24 protein-coding genes and 1 tRNA gene are annotated in these 24,005 nt (G+C 55.4%); 7 read left to right on the top strand and 18 right to left on the bottom strand.

All coding sequences use genetic code 11. The annotated features are described in order from the left end of the window. Positions 1–75: 75 nt before the first annotated feature. From C9411_RS05270 to C9411_RS05255, 4 genes are all read right to left on the bottom strand, one after another. Positions 76–420: a DUF4156 domain-containing protein gene (locus C9411_RS05270; protein WP_025305007.1), complete on the bottom strand. Its 345-nt coding sequence runs from the start codon at positions 418–420 to the stop codon at positions 76–78. Between the two features lie 243 nt (positions 421–663). Further along, the gene (groL, locus tag C9411_RS05265; protein ID WP_063991640.1) at positions 664–2,310 is read right to left on the bottom strand and encodes a chaperonin GroEL; all 1,647 of its coding nucleotides are present in this window, start codon (positions 2,308–2,310) and stop codon (positions 664–666) included. A gap of 44 nt (positions 2,311–2,354) precedes the next feature. Further along, positions 2,355–2,648, bottom strand: a complete 294-nt coding sequence (locus tag C9411_RS05260) for a co-chaperone GroES (RefSeq protein ID WP_004952634.1) — start codon at positions 2,646–2,648, stop codon at positions 2,355–2,357. Positions 2,649–2,837: 189 nt separating this feature from the next. After that, on the bottom strand, positions 2,838–3,326 hold the full coding sequence (locus tag C9411_RS05255; protein WP_107226621.1) for an FxsA family protein: 489 nt from the start codon (positions 3,324–3,326) through the stop codon (positions 2,838–2,840). A 369-nt stretch (positions 3,327–3,695) separates the two neighbouring features. Between C9411_RS05255 and aspA the strand changes: the two genes are divergently transcribed. The 6 genes from aspA to C9411_RS05225 all read left to right on the top strand — a co-directional run bounded on the left by aspA (position 3,696) and on the right by C9411_RS05225 (position 9,871). Next, entirely contained in the window at positions 3,696–5,132 is a 1,437-nt protein-coding gene (aspA, locus tag C9411_RS05250; protein WP_004929659.1) for an aspartate ammonia-lyase, read from the top strand. A gap of 248 nt (positions 5,133–5,380) precedes the next feature. Next, positions 5,381–6,682, top strand: a complete 1,302-nt coding sequence (locus tag C9411_RS05245; protein ID WP_038879248.1) for an anaerobic C4-dicarboxylate transporter — start codon at positions 5,381–5,383, stop codon at positions 6,680–6,682. Positions 6,683–6,791: 109 nt separating this feature from the next. After that, the gene (gene cutA / locus C9411_RS05240; protein ID WP_004929657.1) at positions 6,792–7,115 is read left to right on the top strand and encodes a divalent cation tolerance protein CutA; all 324 of its coding nucleotides are present in this window, start codon (positions 6,792–6,794) and stop codon (positions 7,113–7,115) included. Continuing rightward, positions 7,091–8,824, top strand: coding sequence for a protein-disulfide reductase DsbD (locus C9411_RS05235; protein WP_107226620.1), 1,734 nt, complete (start codon positions 7,091–7,093; stop codon positions 8,822–8,824). The genes cutA and C9411_RS05235 overlap by 25 nt, the downstream gene beginning before the upstream one ends. Before the next feature lie 235 nt (positions 8,825–9,059). Next, the gene (locus C9411_RS05230; protein ID WP_063991643.1) at positions 9,060–9,635 is read left to right on the top strand and encodes a transcriptional regulator; all 576 of its coding nucleotides are present in this window, start codon (positions 9,060–9,062) and stop codon (positions 9,633–9,635) included. A 160-nt stretch (positions 9,636–9,795) separates the two neighbouring features. Further along, a tRNA-Phe gene (locus C9411_RS05225) sits at positions 9,796–9,871 on the top strand. A gap of 855 nt (positions 9,872–10,726) precedes the next feature. On the opposite strand, the gene C9411_RS25535 is transcribed toward C9411_RS05225, so the two are convergent. The 10 genes from C9411_RS25535 to C9411_RS05180 all read right to left on the bottom strand — a co-directional run bounded on the left by C9411_RS25535 (position 10,727) and on the right by C9411_RS05180 (position 19,405). Further along, positions 10,727–11,014, bottom strand: coding sequence for a hypothetical protein (locus C9411_RS25535; protein ID WP_146158864.1), 288 nt, complete (start codon positions 11,012–11,014; stop codon positions 10,727–10,729). 138 nt (positions 11,015–11,152) lie between these two features. Next, positions 11,153–11,698 carry a LuxR C-terminal-related transcriptional regulator gene (locus tag C9411_RS05220; RefSeq protein ID WP_063988431.1) on the bottom strand — a complete coding sequence of 182 codons (546 nt, stop codon included), beginning with the start codon at positions 11,696–11,698 and terminating at the stop codon, positions 11,153–11,155. Positions 11,699–11,856: 158 nt separating this feature from the next. Further along, positions 11,857–12,840 (bottom strand): hypothetical protein, encoded by a 984-nt coding sequence (locus C9411_RS05215; protein ID WP_107226619.1) that lies wholly within the window; start codon positions 12,838–12,840, stop codon positions 11,857–11,859. Between the two features lie 252 nt (positions 12,841–13,092). Next, entirely contained in the window at positions 13,093–13,620 is a 528-nt protein-coding gene (locus tag C9411_RS05210) for a fimbrial protein (RefSeq protein ID WP_158263873.1), read from the bottom strand. Positions 13,621–13,633: 13 nt separating this feature from the next. Beyond that, complete coding sequence (locus tag C9411_RS05205) at positions 13,634–14,209, bottom strand: fimbrial protein (protein WP_107226617.1); 576 nt, start codon at positions 14,207–14,209, stop codon at positions 13,634–13,636. Further along, positions 14,202–14,816 (bottom strand): fimbrial protein, encoded by a 615-nt coding sequence (locus tag C9411_RS05200; RefSeq protein ID WP_107226616.1) that lies wholly within the window; start codon positions 14,814–14,816, stop codon positions 14,202–14,204. The genes C9411_RS05205 and C9411_RS05200 overlap by 8 nt, the downstream gene beginning before the upstream one ends. A 48-nt stretch (positions 14,817–14,864) precedes the next feature. Next, complete coding sequence (locus C9411_RS05195; RefSeq protein ID WP_063988426.1) at positions 14,865–15,614, bottom strand: fimbria/pilus periplasmic chaperone; 750 nt, start codon at positions 15,612–15,614, stop codon at positions 14,865–14,867. A 57-nt stretch (positions 15,615–15,671) separates the two neighbouring features. After that, positions 15,672–18,203 carry an outer membrane usher protein gene (locus tag C9411_RS05190; RefSeq protein ID WP_107226615.1) on the bottom strand — a complete coding sequence of 844 codons (2,532 nt, stop codon included), beginning with the start codon at positions 18,201–18,203 and terminating at the stop codon, positions 15,672–15,674. A 29-nt stretch (positions 18,204–18,232) separates the two neighbouring features. Then, complete coding sequence (locus C9411_RS05185) at positions 18,233–18,778, bottom strand: fimbrial protein (RefSeq protein ID WP_063988424.1); 546 nt, start codon at positions 18,776–18,778, stop codon at positions 18,233–18,235. Between the two features lie 78 nt (positions 18,779–18,856). Further along, complete coding sequence (locus C9411_RS05180; RefSeq protein ID WP_107226614.1) at positions 18,857–19,405, bottom strand: fimbrial protein; 549 nt, start codon at positions 19,403–19,405, stop codon at positions 18,857–18,859. Between the two features lie 481 nt (positions 19,406–19,886). On the opposite strand from C9411_RS05180, the gene C9411_RS05175 reads away from it, so the two are divergent. Continuing rightward, a complete protein-coding gene (locus tag C9411_RS05175) occupies positions 19,887–20,591 on the top strand; it encodes a helix-turn-helix domain-containing protein (RefSeq protein WP_233221884.1) in 705 nt (234 codons plus the stop codon). Between the two features lie 70 nt (positions 20,592–20,661). Here C9411_RS05175 and C9411_RS05170 read toward each other — a convergent pair whose 3' ends face one another. From C9411_RS05170 to C9411_RS05155, 4 genes are all read right to left on the bottom strand, one after another. Then, the gene (locus C9411_RS05170) at positions 20,662–21,153 is read right to left on the bottom strand and encodes a hypothetical protein (protein WP_130018643.1); all 492 of its coding nucleotides are present in this window, start codon (positions 21,151–21,153) and stop codon (positions 20,662–20,664) included. After that, positions 21,134–21,841, bottom strand: a complete 708-nt coding sequence (locus C9411_RS05165) for a helix-turn-helix domain-containing protein (protein WP_233221883.1) — start codon at positions 21,839–21,841, stop codon at positions 21,134–21,136. Before C9411_RS05165 ends, C9411_RS05170 begins: the two co-directional genes overlap by 20 nt. A 346-nt stretch (positions 21,842–22,187) precedes the next feature. Then, on the bottom strand, positions 22,188–22,805 hold the full coding sequence (locus C9411_RS05160; RefSeq protein WP_063988419.1) for a DUF2238 domain-containing protein: 618 nt from the start codon (positions 22,803–22,805) through the stop codon (positions 22,188–22,190). A gap of 121 nt (positions 22,806–22,926) precedes the next feature. Then, the gene (locus C9411_RS05155) at positions 22,927–23,991 is read right to left on the bottom strand and encodes a YncE family protein (RefSeq protein ID WP_060425210.1); all 1,065 of its coding nucleotides are present in this window, start codon (positions 23,989–23,991) and stop codon (positions 22,927–22,929) included. Positions 23,992–24,005 lie beyond the last annotated feature (14 nt).

The raw sequence follows: 24,005 nt of genomic DNA, 5'->3' as shown, positions 1-24,005 counted from the left end.
CCAATGCCGTAACGAAAAGAGGAATGCCGGGGCATTCCTCTTTTTTTATCTCTTTGCGGCTGCGGCCTCAGCGCCTTAAGGGCACTTGTAAACCTGGCCGACCATTTTGCTGTCCAGCGGTGCGAAGCTGGAGAGCAGGTTCTGGCTCGGGCTGTTGGCACCGTAGATCACGTTGCCGCCCATGGCCGCCGCCTTATTGCGCAGATCGTTGGCCGCACCGCGCATGGAGCTGCCTTCACCGCCGTTGCCGGACAGCCAGTTGCTCTGGGTGCCGGTCACTTCCCCCAGCAGTTGGCATTCCGCCGCCGGCTTGCTGTCGGTGAACTTGATCTGCTGACCCGCAGCGGTCAGTTCATGAGTGGTGCTGCAACCCGCCAGCAGCATCGCTGCCGAGAGACCCAGTAAGGCTTTAATCCGCATCTTGTTCCCCATTCGATGTTGAGAATTACGCAAAAGCTTATCAGAAAGCGATGCCATCTCTTAAGCATCCGTTGCCACGCGAGCGGGCCAACGTCTTGAGCGACAGCTGATGACTTACCAGTTTACCAGCTAAATCGCCCCCGGCGGCAAAAATATCATCAAATACAGTGCGGCGGCGCGCAGGCATAAAAAAACCCCGGCCATTTGACCGGGGTTCTCAGCACACAAGCGTGTGGGGGATGATTACATCATGCCGCCCATGCCGCCCATGCCACCCATGCCGCCTGCTGCGCCCATATCCGGTGCGTCAGCTTTCGGCAGGTCGGTGACCATGCATTCGGTGGTGATCATCAGGCCAGCCACGGAAGCCGCGTACTGCAGAGCAGAACGGGTCACTTTGGTTGGATCCAGGATGCCCATCGCGATCATGTCGCCGTATTCTTCGGAGTAAGCGTTGTAGCCGTAGCTGCCTTCGCCCGCTTTCACCTGGTTGGCGATAACGGAAGCTTCTTCACCGGCGTTGACCACGATCTGACGCAGAGGGGCTTCCATTGCGCGCAGCGCAACTTTGATACCCACGTTCTGGTCTTCGTTGTCGCCTTTCAGCGCGGCGATTTTGCCTGCAACGCGGATCAGCGCTACGCCACCGCCGGCCACCACGCCTTCTTCCACTGCGGCGCGGGTCGCGTGCAGGGCGTCTTCAACGCGGGCTTTCTTCTCTTTCATTTCAACTTCAGTGGCTGCGCCAACCTTGATAACGGCAACGCCGCCGGCCAGTTTCGCTACGCGCTCCTGCAGTTTTTCACGATCGTAGTCAGAGGTCGCTTCTTCGATCTGCTGACGGATCTGAGCAACGCGGCCCTGGATGGTCGCTTCGTCGCCCACGCCATCGATGATGATGGTGGTGTCTTTGTTGATGACAACGCGTTTCGCCTGGCCCAGGTCTTCCAGGGTGGCTTTTTCCAGCTCCAGACCGATCTCTTCAGAGATAACGGTACCGGCAGTCAGGGTCGCGATGTCCTGCAGCATGGCTTTACGGCGGTCGCCGAAGCCAGGCGCCTTAACGGCAGCCACTTTCACGATGCCGCGCATGGTGTTGACCACCAGGGTCGCCAGCGCTTCGCCTTCTACGTCTTCAGCGATGATCAGCAGCGGTTTGCCTGCTTTGGCAACGGCTTCCAGCACCGGCAGCATTTCGCGGATGTTGGAGATCTTCTTGTCAGCCAGCAGGATGAACGGGCTTTCCAGCTCAACAGAACCGGTTTCCGGCTTGTTGATGAAGTATGGGGACAGGTAACCGCGGTCGAACTGCATACCTTCAACCACGTCCAGCTCGTCTTGCAGGCCGGTGCCTTCTTCAACGGTGATAACGCCTTCTTTGCCCACTTTCTCCATCGCTTCCGCGATCAGTTTACCCACGGTTTCGTCGGAGTTGGCGGAGATGGTGCCTACCTGAGCGATAGCTTTGGAATCGGAGCAAGGTACGGACAGTTTTTTCAGTTCTTCAACCGCAGCGATAACCGCTTTGTCGATGCCGCGCTTCAGATCCATCGGGTTCATGCCTGCAGCAACCGCTTTCAGGCCTTCGGTGATGATGGATTGCGCCAGTACGGTTGCCGTGGTGGTACCGTCGCCCGCCGCGTCATTCGCTTTGGAGGCCACTTCTTTCACCATCTGTGCGCCCATGTTCTCGAACTTGTCTTCCAGTTCGATTTCACGCGCAACGGAAACGCCGTCTTTGGTGATGGTCGGTGCGCCGAAAGATTTATCCAGCACTACGTTGCGGCCTTTCGGGCCCAGGGTCACTTTTACTGCATCAGCGAGAACATTCACGCCGCGGAGCATTTTCACGCGAGCGTCATTGCCGAATTTTACGTCTTTAGCTGCCATTGGTATTTCCCTTCAACTCGTTCAGTTCAGAAGATAAAGCGCAATTACGCTTCAACAATTGCCAGAATGTCGCTTTCGGACATGATCAACACTTCTTCATTGTCGATCTTCTCTGCTTTCACGCCGTAGCCGTCGTTGAAAATCACGATATCGCCAACTTTCACATCCAGCGGTTGGATGTTGCCGCTTTCCAGCACACGCCCTTTACCCACTGCAACCACTTCACCGCGAGTGGATTTACCCGCAGCGGAGCCAGTCAGGACGATGCCGCCAGCAGATTTTGATTCAACTTCTTTGCGCTTGACGATAACGCGGTCATGCAATGGACGAATACTCATTGAACGCTCTCCTGTAAGAAGGTCTCTATCAGATTTAGGGTTGTACACCGGAAGGTTGTTATTACCGGCCTCGTGGGATTTGAGATGGGGGCGTTCCAGCCCCCTTCAAGGGGGCTAGCGAAAAAAATTTCGCATTTTGGGTCGCGCGGGTGCGACAGAGATGAAAAACGCGGCCTGAGCCGCGTTTGCTTAACGATCGTGAGGCTTGCGCTCCTCGTCCGGGTGGTGTTCCAGCACCGGGCGCTCGTCCTCCTTGCGCTGGAATTCGCCGTCGAAGGTGTTGCCATTGGCGGCGTCGTCCCCCGTCCAACCGCCGGGGCGATAAACCGACAGATGCGGCATCAGCTTCAGCGTCAACGATTTTTGCACCGGCGGCAGCAGCAGCAACAGGCCGAGGAAGTCGGTGAAGAAGCCCGGGATCAGCAGCAGGAAGCCCGCCAGCACCAGCGAAACGCTTTTCACCATTTCCGCCGCCGGGCTTTCGCCGGCCGCCAGTTTTTGCTGCATCTGCACGAAGGTTTTCATGCCCTGATTGCGCACCAGCGAAATGCCGACGCAGGAGCTGAACACCACCAGCAGCAGGGTGACAGCCACGCCGAGCACGGCGGCGACTTTGATAAAGATGGATATTTCTATGTAAGCCAGCAGAAATATCAGCAGTAGCGGTAACCAGCGCACCTGGTTCTCCTATCGGTAGGTAAAGCGCGGCCGCCACGGGGCGACGGCGCGAAAAAAGAGGCCGTAAACGGCCGACACTATTACAATGAGGGCATCACCCCACCATTTCAACCGAGAGCCGGTTTTTATTGCTAAAGTTCACAAACGTGAAAGAAGTCACAGAACCGGAAAAGGGCATATCCTTAAACACCATAAGGTGATCTGGATTCAGTCATTTCTTACCAACCAGCATATGATCTGGGCAGCAACGGGCGATTTGGTTAATCGTTTCACGCCCCAAGCCTTCGGCAATATTAATTTAGGCTGTGCCCTTACTAGCCTTGACCTGACAAATTATTAATTCGGCAGCAACACATAGAGAAGGTTCTCATGTCAAACAACATTCGTATCGAAGAAGACCTGTTAGGAACACGTGAAGTCCCCGCAGACGCTTACTACGGAGTTCACACTCTGCGTGCGATTGAAAACTTCTACATCAGCAACAGCAAAATCAGCGATGTCCCCGAGTTCGTTCGCGGCATGGTGATGGTGAAAAAGGCCGCGGCGATGGCCAACAAAGAACTCAAAACCATCCCGCGCAAAATCGCCGATGTGATCATCCAGGCCTGCGACGAGGTGCTGGATAAAGGCAAATGCATGGATCAGTTCCCGGTGGACGTGTTCCAGGGCGGCGCAGGCACCTCGCTGAACATGAACACCAACGAAGTGCTGGCGAACATCGGCCTGGAGCTGATGGGCCACCAAAAAGGCGAATACCAGTATCTGAACCCGAACGATCACCTCAATAAATGCCAGTCCACCAACGACGCCTACCCGACCGGGTTCCGCATCGCGGTGTACGCCTCCAACCAGAAACTGATCGACGCCATCAACCAGCTGCGCGAAGGCTTCGACCGCAAGGCGAAAGAGTTCGAAACCATCCTGAAAATGGGCCGCACCCAGCTGCAAGACGCAGTGCCGATGACCCTCGGCCAGGAGTTCCACGCCTTCAGCGTGCTGCTGAACGAAGAGACCCGCAACCTGCACCGCACCGCGGAGCTGCTGCTGGAAGTGAACCTGGGTGCCACCGCCATCGGCACCGCGCTCAACACCCCGGAAGGCTACCAGCCACTGGCGGTGCAAAAACTGGCGGAAGTCAGCGGCCTGCCGGTGGTGCCGGCGGAAGACCTGATCGAGGCCACCTCCGACTGCGGCGCCTACGTGATGGTGCACAGCGCGCTCAAACGCCTGGCGGTGAAACTGTCCAAAATCTGTAACGACCTGCGGCTGCTCTCCTCCGGCCCGCGCGCCGGCCTGAACGAAATCAACCTGCCTGAGCTGCAGGCAGGCTCGTCCATCATGCCAGCCAAAGTGAACCCGGTAGTGCCGGAAGTGGTCAATCAGGTGTGTTTCAAGGTGATTGGCAACGACACTTGCGTTACCATGGCGGCCGAAGCGGGCCAGCTGCAGCTGAACGTGATGGAGCCGGTGATCGGCCAGGCGATGTTCGAGTCGATCCACATCCTGACCAACGCCTGCTACAACCTGCTGGAAAAATGCATTAACGGCATCACCGCGAATAAAGAAGTCTGCGAACACTACGTCTTCAACTCGATCGGTATCGTCACCTATCTGAACCCGTTCATCGGCCACCATAACGGTGACATCGTCGGGAAGATCTGCGCCGAAACCGGCAAGAGCGTGCGTGAGGTGGTGCTGGAACGCGGCCTGCTGACCGAAGCCGAGCTGGATGACATCTTCTCCGTGGAGAACCTGATGCACCCGGCCTATAAAGCCAAACGCTATACGGATGAAAATGAACAATAACAGACCTACCCGGTAGCCCTGAAAGGCACGCTAAATCCTCTGGATAGCGTGCCTTTTTACTTTCCGGCGCCCACAAAATTTTAACGTTTTATTTTCAATTTACACCCTAAATCATTGGGACTGCATCAAGGCGGCAAGCGCGCAAGCCCCGGGAGCTTACTCAAGTAAGTGACTGGGGTGAGCGCTCGCAGCCAACACCGATGCAGTTTCAAGGATGACGGGAAATCTCATTTTAAGGAGTAAACACTATGCTAGCCTTGGAATTGGTTATCGTTCTGCTGGCCATCTTTTTAGGGGCCAGGTTGGGCGGTATCGGTATCGGGTTCGCGGGGGGATTGGGCGTTCTGGTCCTGGCGCTGATCGGCGTCAAGCCGGGCAGCATTCCCTTCGACGTGATTTCCATCATCATGGCGGTGATCGCGGCGATCTCCGCGATGCAGGTCGCCGGGGGGATGGATTACCTGGTGCAGCAGACCGAAAAGCTGCTGCGCAAGAACCCCAAGCACATCACCATTCTCGCCCCTATCGTCACCTACTTCCTGACCATCTTCGCCGGCACCGGCAACATCTCGCTCTCGGCGCTGCCGGTGATCGCCGAAGTGGCGAAAGAACAGGGCATCAAGCCTTGCCGCCCGCTGTCGACCGCCGTGGTGTCCGCCCAGATCGCCATCACCGCCTCGCCAATCTCCGCCGCGGTGGTGTACATGTCTTCGGTGATGGAAGGCCACGGCGTCAGCTACCTGCACCTGCTGATGGTGGTGATCCCGTCCACCTTCTGCGCCGTGCTGGTGATGTCGCTGCTGGTGACCTGGCTGTTCGACTCCAAACTGTCTAACGACCCGGTGTACCTGAAACGCCTGGAAGAAGGCCTGATCACCCTGCGCGGCAACAACGCGCTGGCGATCAAACCGCGCGCCAAAGCCTCGGTGCTGCTGTTCCTGCTGGGCGTGCTGTGCGTGGTCGCCTACGCCATCATCAACAGCCCGGGCCTGGGCCTGGTGGCCAAGCCGCTGATGAACACCACCAACGCCATCCTGATCATCATGCTGAGCGTCGCCACGCTGACCACTCTGCTGTGCCGCGTCGACACCGACATGGTGCTGAACTCCAGCACCTTCAAGGCCGGCATGAGCGCCTGTATCTGTATCCTCGGCGTCGCCTGGCTGGGCGATACCTTCGTGCAGGCCAACATCGACTGGATCAAAGAAACGGCCGGCAGTGTCATTCAGGCGCACCCGTGGCTGCTGGCGGTGATCTTCTTCTTCTGCTCGGCGCTGCTGTACTCGCAGGCCGCCACCGCCAAGGCGCTGATGCCGATGGCGCTGGCGCTGAACGTATCGCCGCTGACCGCCGTCGCCTCCTTCGCCGCCGTCTCCGGCCTGTTCATCCTGCCAACCTACCCGACGCTGGTCGCCGCGGTGCAGATGGACGATACCGGCACCACGCGCATCGGCCGCTTCGTGTTCAACCATCCGTTCTTCATTCCCGGCACCATGGGCGTGATCTTCGCGGTGGTATTCGGCTTCCTGCTCGGCAGCATCATGCTGTAACGCTTCGACCGGGGCTGCGGCCCCGGTTTTCCTCCTGACGATAAACTCGCCTTCTAGCCAATCCGCCTTCAGGGTATAGTGCCCATTCGAACCAATGAGAGGGCTGAAGATGTCTGATTGCGAAGCTGTCGTCATACTCTGTACCGCACCCGATGAAGCCAGCGCCCAGGAACTGGCGGCGCGGGTCCTGGGCGATAAGCTGGCGGCCTGCGCCACGCTGCTGCCCGGCGCCACCTCGCTGTATTACTGGGAAGGGAAACTGGAACAGGAATACGAAGTGCAGATGCTGTTCAAAAGCGATCGCCGCCGTCAGCAGGCCCTGCTCGACACCCTGAAACAACATCACCCTTACCAGACGCCCGAGCTGCTGGTGCTGCCGGTGATGGCCGGAGATAAAGACTACCTGTTATGGATCAACGCTTCCTTAAACTGATTTTGCTGCTGTGCTGCCTGTTCTTCCTGCCGCAGGCGGCGCAGGCTTCGCTGTTCGCGCCGAAGGGCGGCAGCCAGTTCGTGCCTGTCGATCAGGCCTTCGCCTTCGATTTCAAACAGCAAGGCAGCCAGGTAACGCTGAACTGGCAGATCCGCCCCGGCTACTATCTGTATCGCCAGCAGATCAAACTGGTGCCGCAGCAGGCTACGCTCGGCGCCTTTACCCTGCCCGAAGGGTTGAGCCACAAGGACGAGTTCTTCGGCGAAGTGGCGATTTTCAAACAGCAGCTGAATCTGCAGGTGCCGCTGCAACAGGCGGCGGCCAACGCCAGCCTCAGCGTCACCTATCAGGGCTGCGCCGAGGCCGGCTTCTGCTATCCGCCGGAAACCCGGATCATCCCGCTGGACGCTGTCAGCGCCGGCGCGGCCGCCCCGCTCCCGGCAGCTGCCTCTGCGCCAATCGAACAGCCCGCTACACCGGCCAGCTTACCGTTCTCGCCGCTGTGGGCGCTGCTGATCGGCATCGGCATCGCTTTCACGCCGTGCGTGCTGCCGATGTACCCGCTGATCGCCGGCATCATCCTCGGCCGCGATCGGCCGCAAAGCAGCGGCCGCATTCTGGCGCTGGCGGTGGTTTACGTGCAGGGCATGGCGCTCACCTACACCCTGCTGGGCCTGGTGGTGGCCGCCGCCGGATTGCAGTTCCAGGCGGCACTGCAGCACCCTTACGTGCTGATCGGCCTGTCGGTGCTGTTCATCGCGCTGGCGCTGTCGATGTTCGGCCTCTATTCCCTGCAGCTGCCCTCGGCGCTGCAAACCCGGCTGGCGAACTGGAGCAACACCCAGCGCGGCGGCTCGCTGACCGGCGTGTTTCTGATGGGCGCCCTGGCCGGGCTGATTTGTTCCCCCTGCACCACCGCGCCGCTCAGCGCCATCCTGCTGTATATCGCCCAGAGCGGTAACCTGTGGGCCGGCGGCGGCACACTGTACCTGTACGCACTGGGAATGGGCATTCCGCTGGTGATCGTCACCCTATTCGGCAACCGCCTGCTGCCGCGCAGCGGCTCGTGGATGCAGTACGTGAAAGAGGCCTTCGGCTTCGTCATTCTGGCGCTGCCGGTGTTCCTGCTGGAACGGGTGATCGGCGATTTGTGGGGCATGCGCCTGTGGAGCCTGCTCGGCCTGGCGTTCTTCGGTTGGGCCTTCGCCCTGAGCCTGAGAAGCGCGCGCGGCTGGGCGCGCGCCCTGCAACTACTGCTGCTGGCGGCGGCGGTGATCGCCGCGCGGCCGCTGCAGGACTGGGTTTTCGGCGCCGACCACGCGCAGCAGGCGGCTCAACCGCATCTGGCCTTTACCCGTATCAACAACGTCGAGCAGTTAGATCTGGCGCTGCAAAAGGCGCGGGGCAAGCCGGTGATGCTGGACCTGTATGCCGACTGGTGCGTAGCCTGTAAAGAGTTCGAAAAATACACCTTCAGCGATGCGGCGGTGCAGGCGAGCCTGGCCAACGCGGTGCTGCTGCAGGCGGATGTGACCGCCAACGGTGCGGAACAGGCGGCGCTGCTGAAGCACCTGCAGGTGCTGGGGCTACCGACGATCCTGTTCTTCGATCCGGCGGGCCAGGAGCTGACGGCCCAGCGGGTCACCGGTTTCATGAAGGCAGAAGCCTTCAACGCGCATTTGCAGAAAGTGATGCGACATACCCTATAGCTTTCGAGTTGCAGCTAGGCGGCAAGCACAGGAGTCCCCAGGAGCTTACTAAAGTAAGTGAATGGGGTGACAAATCTGTCGGGAGTAGATTTGAACACTGCCTACAGTGGCCCCGCAAGGGGTGAGGCCCATGGAGGGGCCGAATAACGGTGAGCAGCCAACAACGCTGCGGCTCGAAAGATGACGGGTATAATAGATAACACTGAGGTTCAGAACTGAAGAGGAGGAAGCACAAGTGCAACGTGAACACGTCCTTGATACCGCGCTGGGCCTGTTAGAACAACAGGGCCTGGCGACCGCCACATTAGAGATGCTGGCGGAAAAACTCGACGTTCAGCCCGGCGATCTCAAACGGTTTTGGCCGGATCGCGAAGCGCTGCTGTACGACTGCCTACGCTACCACGGCCAACAGATTGACACCTGGCGCCGCCAGCTGTTGCTGGACGAAAACCTGAGCCCGCAGCAAAAGCTGCTGGCGCGCTATGACGTGCTGGCGGAATATGTGCAGCAAGACCGCTATCCCGGCTGCCTGTTTATCGCCGCCTGCAGCTTTTTCCCGGAAACGGATCACCCGATCCACCAACTGGCGGAGCAGCAAAAGCTAACCTCGCTGGAGCTGACCCGCGAACTGCTGCGTGAAATGGACGCCGACGACGCCGACATGGTGGCGCATCAAATGGAATTGATTCAGGAAGGCTGCCTGAGCAAACTGCTGGTAAAACGCCAGCTCCAGGATGTATCGGTCGCCAAACGGCTGGCGGAAGACATCTTGCAGGTGGCACAGTGCCGCCGCAACGGGGCGCTGAGCTAAGCGAACCGCGCTTGCGGCGCCGCCAGCCCAAGGTGATAGCCGGAACAGGCGCATTTTTTGCGCCCTTTGCCTGAAAAGCCAGCAACCGGTGGCATTTTAACGTCTTTCACGCATAAAGCCGTTGACGGCCATCGGCCAATACGGTTTAATGCTGCGCGTTGCCCGGATAGCTCAGTCGGTAGAGCAGGGGATTGAAAATCCCCGTGTCCTTGGTTCGATTCCGAGTCCGGGCACCATATTTAGAGAACCCAGCCTATGGCTGGGTTTTTGCTTTCTGGGGTACGGACTCTCCATCGAACTGCGTTCGATTATTCGGCCAAAGGCCTCCCCTACGGGCCAGCGCTAAGCGCTGTTCAATCCGGCGCATGCGCCGGTTGTCCGAGTCCGGTCGCCCTATTTAGAGAACCCAGCCTATGGCTGGGTTTTTGCTTTCTGGAGTACGGACTCTCCATCGAACTGCGTTCGATTATTCGGCCAAAGGCCTCACCCTGCGGGCCAGCGCTAAAGCGCTGTTCAATCCGGCGCATGCGCCGGTTGTCCGAGTCCGGTCGCCCTATTTAGAAGAACCCAGCCTATGGCTGGGTTTTTGCTTTCTGGGGTACGGACTCTCCATCGAACTGCGTTCGATTATTCGGCCAAAGGCCTCACCCTATGGGCCAGCGCTAAAGCGCTGTTCAATCCGGCACATGCACCGGTTGTCCGAGTCCGGTCGCCCTATTTAGAGAACCCAGCCTATGGCTGGGTTGCTACTTTTTAGCGTGGGGAACTCGTCTTGGTCATTGAAACTCGTCTCCCCACTACCGCAATCCCCCTGAAGCCTCTATTTTCCTGCTGCATCAATCGCCGTCTTTTTATATGTTTCGCATGCTGAAAAAATGAATAAAGGCTCAAAAAAAACAAGAATACTGCCAGAAATAACAAATTCATTTTACCTTCCTTGGGCAGCGTTTACTGACCCTCGTTATTTCAAAAGAAACCTCACGAGATACCGGCACGATATTACTCCCCCGGCTTATCTGTAATGCCAAGCTGATAGCTTTTTAAGTGGGGTAGAAAAAATCAGGCCTACCCCTGTAGTTCAAGACGGATAATTACTGTCGGCAGATGGCGGCATATTTTTTCATGAAGGGTGAAGAACAAACGGATTTTAACGTCTCACTCCGCTCTTTTTCTTTGGGTTTGGCGGTGCCGTTACTTTCCCCTACGCACTGCCCGGCATTTTGGCCATTGCCATTAATGCATACCCCGACATTGTTGTTGCCGGCACCGTCGCCTGCCCCCTCATTTCCCGATACTCCTTGATTGCCGTTGAACCCGGCATAAGTCTGCGGTGCCATAAGCAGGCAAGCCACAATAAATGGCAGCGTCGTTTTCCACATAAATAGTATTCCCTGAAAATGAATAGTTAGAAAAATAAAATTCACACCATCAATTTATTGACAGCATTCATTTCATATCGTCAGGCATCACAAAGACAAGATAACAAAAACCTGAAAATAGACTATCCCTCGTAAAAGTTAAGAACATTCTCCCTCTTGAGAGAGCAACCAGTAAATAAAATCATGATGCCGGCTCAGCATTAATTTTTTCATCACCGCTCGCTTATGGCTATGCACCGTTTTGACGCTCACGCCCAACACTCGAGCGGTTTGCGACTGGTCAAACCCTCTTCTGAGGTAATTCACCACCTGACGCTCACGACGCGTAAAAGGCTGATATTCAAAACGGTCCGCAATTCGGGTATTGCCCAGCGTATCGGCCAACAGCTTAAACAATTTCTCCGGGCTATCCGTTCGGTACAGCACGCAGAACGCTTCATGCGCAGTCACCGGCCTATCCTCTATGGTGACAACGGGCGGCCCCCCTTCATCATAGGCCGCTCTGCGCCAGCGCTGAGCGATGCGCCTTGATGAAATGAACATCACATCCGGCCGCACTGCCGCACCCTGCTTTAAAAAACAAATGGCCTTATTATTGGTTTTGGCATATTCGTTTATGCTGCTTTGCAGACCCGCGGAAAAATAGCTATTATCATCATCAATGATGATATTGATTGCCTTCATCCTTAACCTCTCTAATAGTTACAGTGCCGTAGAGTCTGCAATAAAATGCAGCGTCTGCCTGCCGTTATGACGACAGGCGTGAAGTTTCCCCGCCATTTTTAATAGCCAGCGTAGGTTTTCAATTCCTGACAGGCAGCAAAAAACCGCCCAATCATTGCTTAATAAGCATTGATGATTAGAATGCCATTACCGCTGAACGGACCTTCTTCAATATTACCGACGGTATGCAGGGTAGATTCCAAATCAATGGGCACACCGCCCGTCGGAATGGTGATTTTCTTGCCGGTAATGCCAGGCACACCATCCACGGTAATGGTGGAATAGAGGCTGCCGTCGCCTTTTAACATGATTTTTTCATTGGCATTATTGCTCACCACCGACACTTCCGCGTTAGCCGGGTAGGTGCAGGAGATGCGGAAGCTCTCTCTTTTCCGATGGCCATTCACCTCATCGGTGCCTAATTGACCGTGATCCAGCGTGACGGCGCCCGCATCAATGTTGCATTCATTATTGGGCGGCGTCGGGCCAATACAGCCTTGCCCAGGAAACACGTAATAGTAAGACGATGAAACTTTACGATAAACCAATGCATGACAGACTTTTGAATAGGCCTCCCACCTATTTTTAATAATGCATGCGGATGCCGGGTTAACGCTAGGTTCACAATAATACCGCACGCTGCTATATCCCCTGCTCTCCATACCCACCTGCAGCTTGCCATAATATCCATTTTGGCTTAGGTAGGTATACAGTTCCCCCATGGTCTTCTTTTTCAGGAGATCAGGATACTGCGTTGAGCTCCAGGTGGGCGCCGTGGCGGAAGGCATATACTCCTGCGGAAACTGGGTGTAATTATGAAAAACGCCAAACGTTATGAAGCAGCTTTCATTAGCACCAACAAGATTATTACAAGGATTCGGCGTCGGATCGTTGAAATCGATACTCACCAGTCTCCCTAACGCGCCATAGGAATAAGTGATTGCCTGGTTAATCAGCCCATCGACGATAGGCGCCTTCTCGGTCTGCCACACCATGCCGGCACCGGCTTTAGCGATAAAAAAAACCATAAAAAAAGAAAACAAAACAAACTTACCTGTCCATGCAAGCTTATTTTTAAAAGAACATAAATTATAATAATTCATGGGTACCTCTTGAATAATCACCGGTGCATTAAAAAAAATAAAACAAACACTAACGCAGTCATTAACCCGTGTTCAGGTTAACGCACATACAGAAAAAATTGCCCTGCGTATCACTACGCCTTACTGCCTACTGCTCCCCTAAGCGCCATACCTTCACGCCACGCCATCACCGCTTTGCCTGTTGAGCCTTTCACGCCACCCGCCCTGGTTTCCTGCAACCCGGCGTAGGCCACCCAGTTGCAGGAACCCTGATTACTCATACTCTGCAGTTAACGTCGCCGTTCCGGTAAAATTGGCCCCCACCAAAATGGTGCTTGGGCGCGCAATCGGCACCGCGTACAGTTTCGTCGGGTTGGCGGCATCAATGATCAGTTTGGTATCGCTGACGTAGGTGGTATCACCCGTACCTTGCGTGATGCGCAGCCCCAGATTGGGCAAACTGGATTGCAGCGGTTTGCCATCGCCCCAGGACACTGGCGCAAAGCTCAGCTTCACTTTCAGATCGCCGGCATTCGGCGAACCGCCGCTACAGGAAACGCTGTAGGGGATTTCCATTTTTTTGTACGCGACGCCGTCAATTTTATTAATGACGACGTTGGCAAAATCCACGCTAATGTCTTTGCCATCATTCAGCGTACAGGTCGGTTGCTCCACCAATGTCCCGTTGAACTTGACGTTCACCGCTTGCGCAGGCTCCAGGTTCAGCATGCCCATGCAAAGCACCGCCGCTATGCCAGAGAAACGCATCACCTTCATTTTTTCCATATTCATTATCTTCATGTTCATCTCCTTATTATTGAACTTCTACGACTAATGTGGCGCTACTGGAAAAGCCCATTCCTTTCAGCGTGGCGCCGCTGCGTTTCACCGGCACGGCATATAACGGCGGTACGATCGGGTAGGTAAAATTAAGCCAGCCATTTAACCGCAGCTGTTGGCCGTTCTCTTGCAGCAGCTTAATCGCCAAATCGTTATTACTGGTACGTAACAAGCCGTCACCAAAATCCGGCCCCAGCCCCTGCAGGCTCACTTTCAACAACCCGGCGGTCCCGGACGTATTGCCGCTGCAGCTCACCCCGTACGGAATCGGCCGCTTGCCGTATTTTTCGCCATCTATTTTGGTGGTGATCAGCTCATTGAAGTTCACGAAAATATCCTGGCCGCCGTTAACTTCGCATTTCGGCTTAGCGACAACGCCCCCTTTCACCGTGACTATCGCCGTCGCCGCCCACCCGCTTTGGCTGAGCAACAACACCGCCAATACCGTGAGCGCCGAGGCGGCCGTCATGGTGGCCGCCAGGGCGCAGAAAAGCCGCAGACTTTCCCCCGCCCTTCGCCATGCGCTGCCCATCGCTTTCGCCTCAGTCATAGTTCATCCGAAAGTCAATGGCGGCCTGATAGGCGCCGGCCACCAGTGGCGCGCGCGTGCGCTCCGCCATCACATAGAAATTCAGCGCGTCGCTTCCCACCGCCAGCAACTGTGGCCGGCTGCGGCTGCCCATGCGCACATCGTTTCTTTCGCTATCTACTAAGCGCAACGCCAGCCCGCCGGCCCCGCGCACCTTAACCAACTGTGGGTTATCCGCATCCGCAGGCGCATTGAAACTCACCGTCACAGCCGGCTGGTAAGCATCCCAAACCTGGCTGCCCCGGCGTTGATCCTGCGTTGCCGCCCCCGCGCGCAGGCAGTCTCTCAGACGAAGCTGGAAAGCGACCGGCGGAGTGCGAGCCCCGACGTTGGCCAGGCTGCCCGTCGTCGCTTCCCCCAGCCCAACGTCCTGGTATGCCGAGGCCATATCCAGCCGGCAAGCCCCCTCCGTCAATGCGCCATGAACGAATAACACGCCGTGATTCCCTTCTTCCGCCTTCGCGGAACCGGCCATCAACCAGGTCAGCGCCAACATGACGCCCAGGCCGCTTCGCCGCTTCAAAAAACCGCCCTTCACATTGCGATCCCCTTCGTCCTTTCTTTGCATGGCTTCCTCCCCGCTTGCTGCAACCGATAAACAGGCCACCGGTTTCGGTTACCCTTTGGCGTCAGGCACAACCTGGCAATCACTGGCGCCGCATTTGAAGGTCAACGCAGGGCGACCGCCGTAATCATTGATGTAGGTCAGCACCGGCGCATTACCCAGCCCAGTGGCCCCCAGCGCGATGCTTCCCTTCGGCGGCACCATCAACGGTTCAAAGCCCTGCGCCGTTGTTCCCTTTTTGCTGCTGCTGGCATCGACCAGCGTGATGTAATAAGGCGTAGGATTATTCACCTGGAAGCCCGCCCCCTGGCGCGTCAGCGTTAACTTCTCCTGCCACGGCGCAAAGGCGCTGCCTTTGTCTGGCGCAATCGCCGCCGGGCGGTAGAACAGCTTGATGCGGGTCTGCAAGGCGATTTGCAGGGTGTTAGCCTTCTCGCTTTTCGGCGGTATTTCTCGCAGGTTGAAATAGAACAGGGTTTCACGATCCTGGGCCAGCAGATTGACGGCCGGCGTCGCCTGCACTTTTATTTGGCTCTGCGTGCCTGGTTCCAGGCGCTGCACCGGCGGCAAGACCACCAGCGGACTGGTAATCTTCTTGCCCTCGGCATCTTCCAGCCAGCCCTGCGCCAAATACGGCAGCTGGGTATTTTTATTGCTGATATTCAGGCTTACCGATTTCTCCGCACCGTTAAAAACCACGCGGGTCCGGTCCAGTGCGATGGCGGCCTGGGCCTGGCTGCTCAATACCGTTGCCGACAGCACGCCAGCCACTGTGAATGTTTTTACCATGTTGTTTTTCATAAAATTTTTCCGTTTCATCACGCTTATTCTTACTGAAATGGTCCTGGGCGCGGCGGCTTACTCCGCCCTCGCCTCGGTATGCTCCCGGCATGGCAACAGCAGGTTGCTCAACGCGATATCCGTGCGTATCTTCGGCAATAAGATCCGGCATTGCGCTTTGCCATCCCAATTCACCGTCATCTCCGTGTCGGGCTGAATGCCGCTCAGGTATACGCTGCCATCATCATTGACCAGGCCGGTTTGTTGGCGCCTGCTGTTGTAGACCAGGGCGCCAAACGGCGGTGCGCTACCGTCGGCCAGGCGGATCACCGCCATCGCCTTTTGCCCGGAAATTACGTTGAAGCGCCGATAGCCAATCGCCCCTTCGGTCAGCGTCGCCTGCACCACCGACTGCGTGGCATCCGCGTTATCCGGCAAGGTATTGAGATCGATACTCGCCTTGCTGCGGTAATAACTGCTGACGTCCGCAACCACCGCCTTGCCAAACCTGTTAGTTCGCGTCGTCGCGCCAAATCCGCGAACCGGCACGTCGGCCACGCCTTCGGTATCCAGCAACAGACGCGTTCCGCCATAAATGCTATTCCGGTGCAGCGCCGCCCCTTTGGCGGTGGCCGTCATCCCGCCTTGCAAAGAGAGCCCCATAGATGAGTAGCTGCCCCCCTGGTAACTGGCGTTGGCACCTATGCGCGCGTTATCCCCCTCATGGTTATAGAAACCGCTGGCTGAGCCTCCCCGGCGCGAAAGACCGGTACTCAACTGATAGTTGTTGTGCTCATCCAACCGTTCGTAATACCCCACCCGCTGTGTGTTTTCGTTGCGGTTCCACGCGCTGCTGTAACTGACGTTGGCATTCACCCCCCACGGCAAGGTGAAGGACAAATACAGGCCATCGTCATTGGCCCCCTGATATTTATTTCGAAACGCCGTGATCGACGCGCTGATATTTTTCATCGGCCCCATATCGAAATAGCGAGAAAGCGCCAGGTTGTAGCGTTCATTCACGGGCTGATCCCAATACGTCTGATGGCTGTAATTGAGATAAGCGCTTAGGCCCAAATCACGAAACTGTTTATTCAACGTGATGGTGTACATTTCCCGGCTTTTCCCGAGGCGGCTATCCCCATAGCGGGCGTCGAGGTATTCACTCATCGTCATAAAGTTCTGCTCAGAGAAACGGTAGCCGGCAAAGGTGATTTGGCTGTCGTATTCGTCAAAACTCTTGGAATAACTGACCCGGTATGATCCCCCGCCTTTAGTGCCGCCCTGTTGCGGCACTTCCGCGCGCGATTGCGTGGAATCGAACGACAGCGCCCCCAATGCCAGCAGGTCACGGCCTACCCCCATGGATAAGGTCTTGTAATCCCCGCCTGCCAGTGCCCCACCGTACAGCGACCACCCGTTGCTCACCCCCCAGGAGAATTCACCGGTGGCGAACAGAGGGCCATTGACATGGTGATTCCAGTCCGAAGGCCTGCCGCCGGCAAATTTGTAACGCACCGTGCCGGGCCGTGTCAGATAAGGAATATTGGCGGTATCGACTTTAAATTCCTGTACGCTGCCATCTTGCTCTTCCACCCGGACATCCAACTGCCCGTTGATCGAGTCATTAATGTCCTGAATGCGGAATGGCCCCGCCGCGACCCGGGTTTCATACAGCACGCGCCCCATCTGGCTAATCACGACCTTGGCGTTGCTTTTGGCAATCCCCGTTACCTCCGGCGCGTAGCCGCGCAGGTTGGGCGGCAGCATGCTGTCATCTGAACTCACGCTGAAACCGGTGTAACGGAAGCTGTCGAAGATATCCGTCGTCAGATAATCCTCACCCAGACTCAGCCGGGCCCCCCAGTTAGGCAGTGCGCGGAACGCGTAGTACCGGCTCCAGTCGAAATCTTGCTGCGTCGATAAACCGGAACCGGTTTGATGATTGATGTTCATCTGCCAGTCGGCCCGTAAACGCCAGGCCCCCAGATTGGCCCCCGTCGTTCCGTTTCCGCTGAGGCTATAAGACTGTTGGCTATTTTGCTGAGTGCGTTGCACCTGTGAATTCAGGTTGTAATCCAGCAGCACCCCCGGAATGCCTTCATCCCAGCGTGACGGGGGATCCCAGTCTGGTGATGAATACTCCAGGTAGGCCTGCGGAACGTTCAAATACAGAGTGGACGTCGCCAGATCGCCTTTTGCTTCCAGACCATTAAGGCTGGTGAGATCCAGACACTGTTCGTCATGCCACCAGCGCAACTTTGCCAAGGCATCTGACTTAAACCCGAGCTTTTCAACCAGCGCCGGCGAGATGCAAACCTCACTGCCTTTGGCATCATTTTCCGGCGCATAGAATGCGACAGGTTCTTCAGGTAACACCTGCGCGTTCAGGCTCACCGACATGACATAGTTCCCCGGCATGATGAAACCACCGCGAGAAAACTGGCTCAGATCGATGTTTTTTCTGTCATTAAGCTCTAACACGTCGATGTTAAATTGCACCTCCTCACTCGCCTGCAATTGAAAAGGGACGCTGCCTATCGCCAAAGCAACACACATGCCCAGCAGGCTCAATGAAGGTGTCTTTGAGTTATTCGCGTTCGATTTCATCGTTCCGCCAGCCTTTAACTTATTTATAATCAGTAGTAATTCAATTTAAAACGGATAGCGGTTCTATAATCCCCGGCACGCAAAATCTGGCGATTAGCCACCAGTTGCATGGAATAATTTACGTAATTCTCTTTTATCGCGGTGCCATCAATTGGCATGGCCGAACCGGGATAAATAATATTGCCGACGCTGTCTGAAATGCGTAATGCGATTCCCTTTGCCTCGCCTGTCACTCCGAATAACCCATTATCGGTTTGACCATCAAAGGTCATTTGAAAATGTTGGCGACCAGGCTGTATTCCCCCCACGTCCGACACACTGCAATTTAATAACCGCAAACTGAATGCTTTGGTCAGGCCATGACCCTCACGGGCAATTTGCTCTACCGGTAATGTTTGCATATCGATGGTTTGATCGCGGCTTGCCGCTTCAATAGCGCACGCGGCATTAACAATGGCACCTTCCATATTGACCTTTCCCCACCCAATCACAGCACTCTGCGCCACCGATGGCTGGGTAATAAAAAATGTGATCAACAGGGAAGGGGCCACTAAGATATGGGCTTTCCGAAACATAGCGCGTTCCTGGCAATGAGATTCCATTTAAAAAAGCATGCGGTTAACCCGCATGCTGGATACGTTTATAACTATTGCTTATTGATAATCCAGGGCGAAGTTAACCACGCTGGTGAAGGCACCTGGAACGATGGTGTCCAGAGCGCCGCCATTCCCTTTCAGGAAGGCCTGGAATTTCAGCTCAGCCTGGGTGGTACCGACATCGAGCAGCTGACCGGCCGTCGCAGTGCCCAGCTCAATTGGCTTATTGTTATCGGTAATCACAACGCTTGCGCCTTTAGCGGTGCTGCCGCTGCCAAAAGCAACCATTTTCTTGTCAGCGCCGGTAGTGCCGCCCGGTGCACCGGTAAAGGTGGTTTTCACTGTCTTAGCCGTTGCAAAAGCACAGTCTTCCAATTTGATCGAGAAGTCTTCCTTCACGTCAGACTCACGGCCATCTTTCAGGCTCAGGTTAGAAATTTGGCCCAGCGGAATGGTTTGGTCGATATTGTCAGCAGCAATAGAACATGGCGCATCGATAATTTCACCGGTGAAGGTAACGGAACCGCTGCCCTGATTTGCCGCGTTAGCGAAAGAGGAGACACCCATAGCCATCACTGCGGCCAGCATAATTTTATTCAGTTTCATATAAAGCCCTTACATTCCTTAGCAAGAAGAGGATTCAATCCAATTTATAAGTCATCACTTCGACTTCAACATTCAACGCCACCGTTTTAATACCGGCCACGTTTCTTGTGGTCGCTGAGACGTAACGTTTACCGCTCCGTTTCAGTGGGAACAAATTTACCCTCTCAAAACAGAAAATAAAATGTTATGTCGTGAAAATACAAAAACACAGGATTTTTATAAAAAAAATAGCAAAAAAATAGATTTTAACACCATAAAATACAGATTAATTATCAATATTTATTTTAAAAAACTTGTCAATTAATAAACACTTCACACTATATATACCCATATAGAGAAAAATCTGATTTACACCTGTCAGCAAGGATTGAAAAAAGCCTGAATAGGTCTCAGAATCATCTCTCGACAGGAAGGTTGATGGGTAAATAAAATGATTTACTGTATAAATGACAGCATCCTCTATAACGAGGAGGAAGGGACATTGGCGCATATCGATAACGTCAATAATAAAATAGCTTTACTCAAACCTGCCAGTCGCCTGCTTTCCTTATTTATCAGGAATAATAATAAGCTGCTGCTTCGTGATAGATTACTTAATGAGGTTTGGGTTGAGCATGGATTGAAAGCGTCTAATAATAACCTGAACAACTACATTTCAGGATTACGCAAGTCGCTGGCGCAGTTCGGTGCGGAGGAAATTGTTATCACCTACCCGCGACAGGGGTTTAAATTCAGCGCCAAAAATATTCATGAAATGAATATTCACCAAGAGGAGTCAAACAACCGGGATGAAAGTACAATTGAAAATATGACCCTGCCCGCTTCCCAAAGGAGCGACCCCAGCATGCGGCACGCTATACAGCGATTAATTATGATCGCCGCCGCGTGTTTAGTGCCGTTTGCCGCGGTCGTATTATACCAAAACAGCACGCGCATTAATGTTTATCCGCTGGGTAACTATCAGCACTGTCAAATCTATAGCATGACGCTAGGCAACGGAAATATAGAAAAAGTTAAACGTATGATTCAACAGGCGGGCCTCAGCTGCCAACAACGGGCGGATGTCTATTACTACGATAGTATTCTTAACGAGAGTTCTCAACGCCATGAGGAGCAAATAACCTTCTGCCCGCGCGATGCCCGTAGCCCATGTATCAATAACTACAAAGATCATAACGAGCGCTAGTCTTTTTTACTTTATCCAACCAGGTGTGAACGTGTTTATGGGTTCCCTTCATTGCCAAGGGAACCCCCTATTACGAGGCCACGGTACAGACAAATAACGGTTCCGAATTACTGACGAACAGGAAATGTCGGCTGTCTATCTGCTCAATACGTAAATGATACTGCTGGCCCACCATAGGCAAGCGCCGATTCAGCTCCGGTAATGTTAAAGAATCATGGGGCCTTTTGTTGTTCGCTACCATCGTGAAAGTATAGTTGTTGCCCTGCCGCTGATAGTCCGCCACCACGACCCGGTCAATGCTGTATCGAGCATCCCCGACAAAAAAGCTGCCGTTGACGATCAGATTGGCGCGCCGCGCCCCGTTCGGCACTACGCTGATCAATAACGCACGCCGCAGCGTTTCGCCTTCCAGCCGATTCGTTGCCCATATTACCGCCCGACATTCTGGGATCTGAGGTTTGAACCACAACGAGTAACAGGCCACTGCACCACCGAGCAACGCCAAAAGCGCCAACAGCACATAGCGATAACGATGGAAAAATTTATAACCCACTGTTTTCATGAAAATTCTCGCATTGTACCTGGCCGGCCTTCATCTGCGCCTGTGGGCAGTAATAGAAGTAAGACACTCTCACCCGCCCCGTGGTATTTGGTGTTATCGAAAGGCTGTCATAATAAAACAGCGTGCCGGGCTCGCTGCAGTTGATGTGATTCCGCTGTTCAAGCAGCGTTTTCAAATGTGCCAAATCGACCTCACCGGGCCCCGGTTTATGGTAGGAAGAGACGAAGCGGACTTCACAGCTGCCGATTTTCCCCACCGGGATTGCGCTGACAGGAGGATAGCCCGCCTCCAGCCACGCCCAAATGCCGCTGCCTAAGGCCAACAGAACCAGTGCCACGGCGGCGAGTTTCCACCACGGACTTTGCACGGCGCTAGAAGAAAGCGCCGCCTTTTCTGGCGGTGTCGGTACCGCCTCCACCGTTTGCAAGCTTTCCGCCAGGCTATCGGCCGTATTCAGCTCACCGGCGGTAAACATAAATCCCTGCCGCGGCAGGGTGACGATGATCTCTTCCTCGCCGAGCGAAGAAAACGCTTTGCGCAGCATCGAAATGGTGTTGTTGAGGTTGTTGCCGGAGGCGACCTGGCCGTGCGCCTCCCACACCTGCATCAACAGCGTTTCGCGGGAAAGCACCAGGTTATTGTTGCGCACCAGCGCGGAAAGCAGGCGGTTCAGCGTGGCCGTCAGCACAATCGGCGGGGTATCGTCATGTAGCGAGACCAGCTCCGATCTATCTTCATGATATTTAATATTATTATTAATTATGTATCTCATAATTCCCTGCGCGATAAACTTATTAACGCCAATTATCCCCTACCAAACATGGCGATATTAGCATAGCGCAGAGGATAAGAAAATTCTTAACAAAATACACAAAGAATATATAAAACAAATACATAAAAATAAATCATCCGTAGTATTAGAAAGAATATTTTGCCGTATAGCCATAATCCAGTGAGCCCCTAAAGGGGTTAACAACCTGAACATAAATAAAAAAACCCGCCATAAGGCGGGCCTGATCAACGTCGGAAAATACTCAGCGCAGGCGGCGAATTTGCCGGTCTTGCCAACCGGCGAACAGCAGCAAACCGCATAGCGCGCCGAGCAACGCGCAGAACATGTCGGACTGGGTATCCCACGGGTCGCCCTGGGTGCCGAGAAACTCGTCGGCGCCCTGGCCCAGCGCCAGCGCCGCCCACCACTCGATCAGCTCATACACGGCGCTGATGGCCAGCGCGATGCAACACACCACAAAGCCCAGCATCTTGCGGCCCTGCACATAACCGCCGCGCTGCAGGATCTCGCGCGCCACCAGCGCCGGCACCAGCCCCTGGAAGAAGTGCCCCAGTTTGTCGTACGGGTTGCGGCCAAGATCCAGCCACTGCTGCACCTCAAACCCCAGCGGCACGCGGGCGTAGCTGTACATGCCACCGAAAATCAGGATCAACGCATGGAAGAAAATCAGCGTATAGAGCAGCGGCGTCAGCGGATAACGGCGATGGGTCAGCCACAGCAGCGGCAAGGCGATCAATACCGGCGCCACCTCCATCAGCCAGGTGGTGCGATCGTAAGGGCGGATGCCGCTGTGGATCAGCGCGGCCAGCAGCATCAGTGTGATAATGGACAACAACAGCGGGGTGCGCGAGGCGGACATAACCAACGTTCCTTCGGGTTAACGGATCAATGCACTCTTTATACCGCAGATCCTGGGGCGAAAAAAAACAGGCGAAGCGTCGCCGCTTCGCCTGTTCGATGTGCGCTTACCCTGCGTGGGATTATTTCAGCGCTACGCGGATCACATCGTCCGGCGCGGTGGCTTCTTTCTCGCGGCTGGAGGCCTGCTTGACGCTGACGTACAGCGTCTGGCCGTCCGGCGACAGCGCCAGGCTGTTCGGGTGGGTCGGCGTCTTGATGGTGTTCAGCACCTTGTAGCTCTTGGCGTCGATTACGCTCACTTCGCCCGCCTGGCGATGGGTGACGTAAACTTCATTGCGCGCCGGGTTGAACAGCACCGCCAGCGATTCCGGCACATCGATCTTGCTCAGGATGTTGCCATTGCGGGTATCCACCACCAGCACCTGCGGCTGCTTGGAATCGGTGATGAACGCGCGATGGGTAGCGGTATCCAGGCTGATGTTCAGGAAGAAGTGCTCTTTGGACTCATCCAGCTTCTTGCGCGACAGCACCTTATTGGATTGGGTGTCGATGGTCACCAGCTCGCCGTCGGCGTTGGTGACGTACAGGCGTTTGGCGGCTGCGTCCAGCGCCAGGCCGGTGCCGTATTTGCCGGTGTCGGTCACGGTGGCGCGCAGGGTCAGATCCTTGCCGTCCACCACCCACACCACGCTGGATTCACCCAGCCCGGTGATATACAGGGTATCGCTGTCGGCATCCGCCACCAGTTCGCGCGGCGCCAGCGGCTTGACGGTCTCGGAACGCTTGCGCGCGTCCAGCACCAGGCGGCCTTTCACGTCGCCGGTCTTGGCGTCGATGGCGGTCACCGAGTTATTGACGGTGTTGCCGAAGAACAGCGTGCCGGTCTTGGCGTTAACGGCGGCGCCGAACGGCTTGATGTCGTTATGGATAATTTGGGTCACGTCCAGCGTGGTCGGATCCAGACGGTAAACGATGCCGCCCTTGTCCAGCTTGCGGCTCTGCGACGTTGCCAGGTAGAGCGCGTTCTCGCTCGGGCTGTAGGCCATTTCATAGGCGCCCTTGCCAACCGGCTTGCGCAGCACTTCCGGCGCGGTCTGCGCCAGCAGCGAGTTGGAGAACAGCAGCGTGGACAACAGCATCAGCGGAAATGCCGCACGTTTTCCCTTGGTGATCAACGTATTCATTAAAATCTCCTTAT

It is taken from the genome of Serratia sp. Nf2 (assembly GCF_003028435.1).
GTDB classification, from domain to species: domain Bacteria; phylum Pseudomonadota; class Gammaproteobacteria; order Enterobacterales; family Enterobacteriaceae; genus Serratia; species Serratia marcescens_L.
The sequence above is the reverse complement of the archived record's forward strand: the minus strand, read 5'-3'. Positions and strand labels throughout refer to the sequence as shown.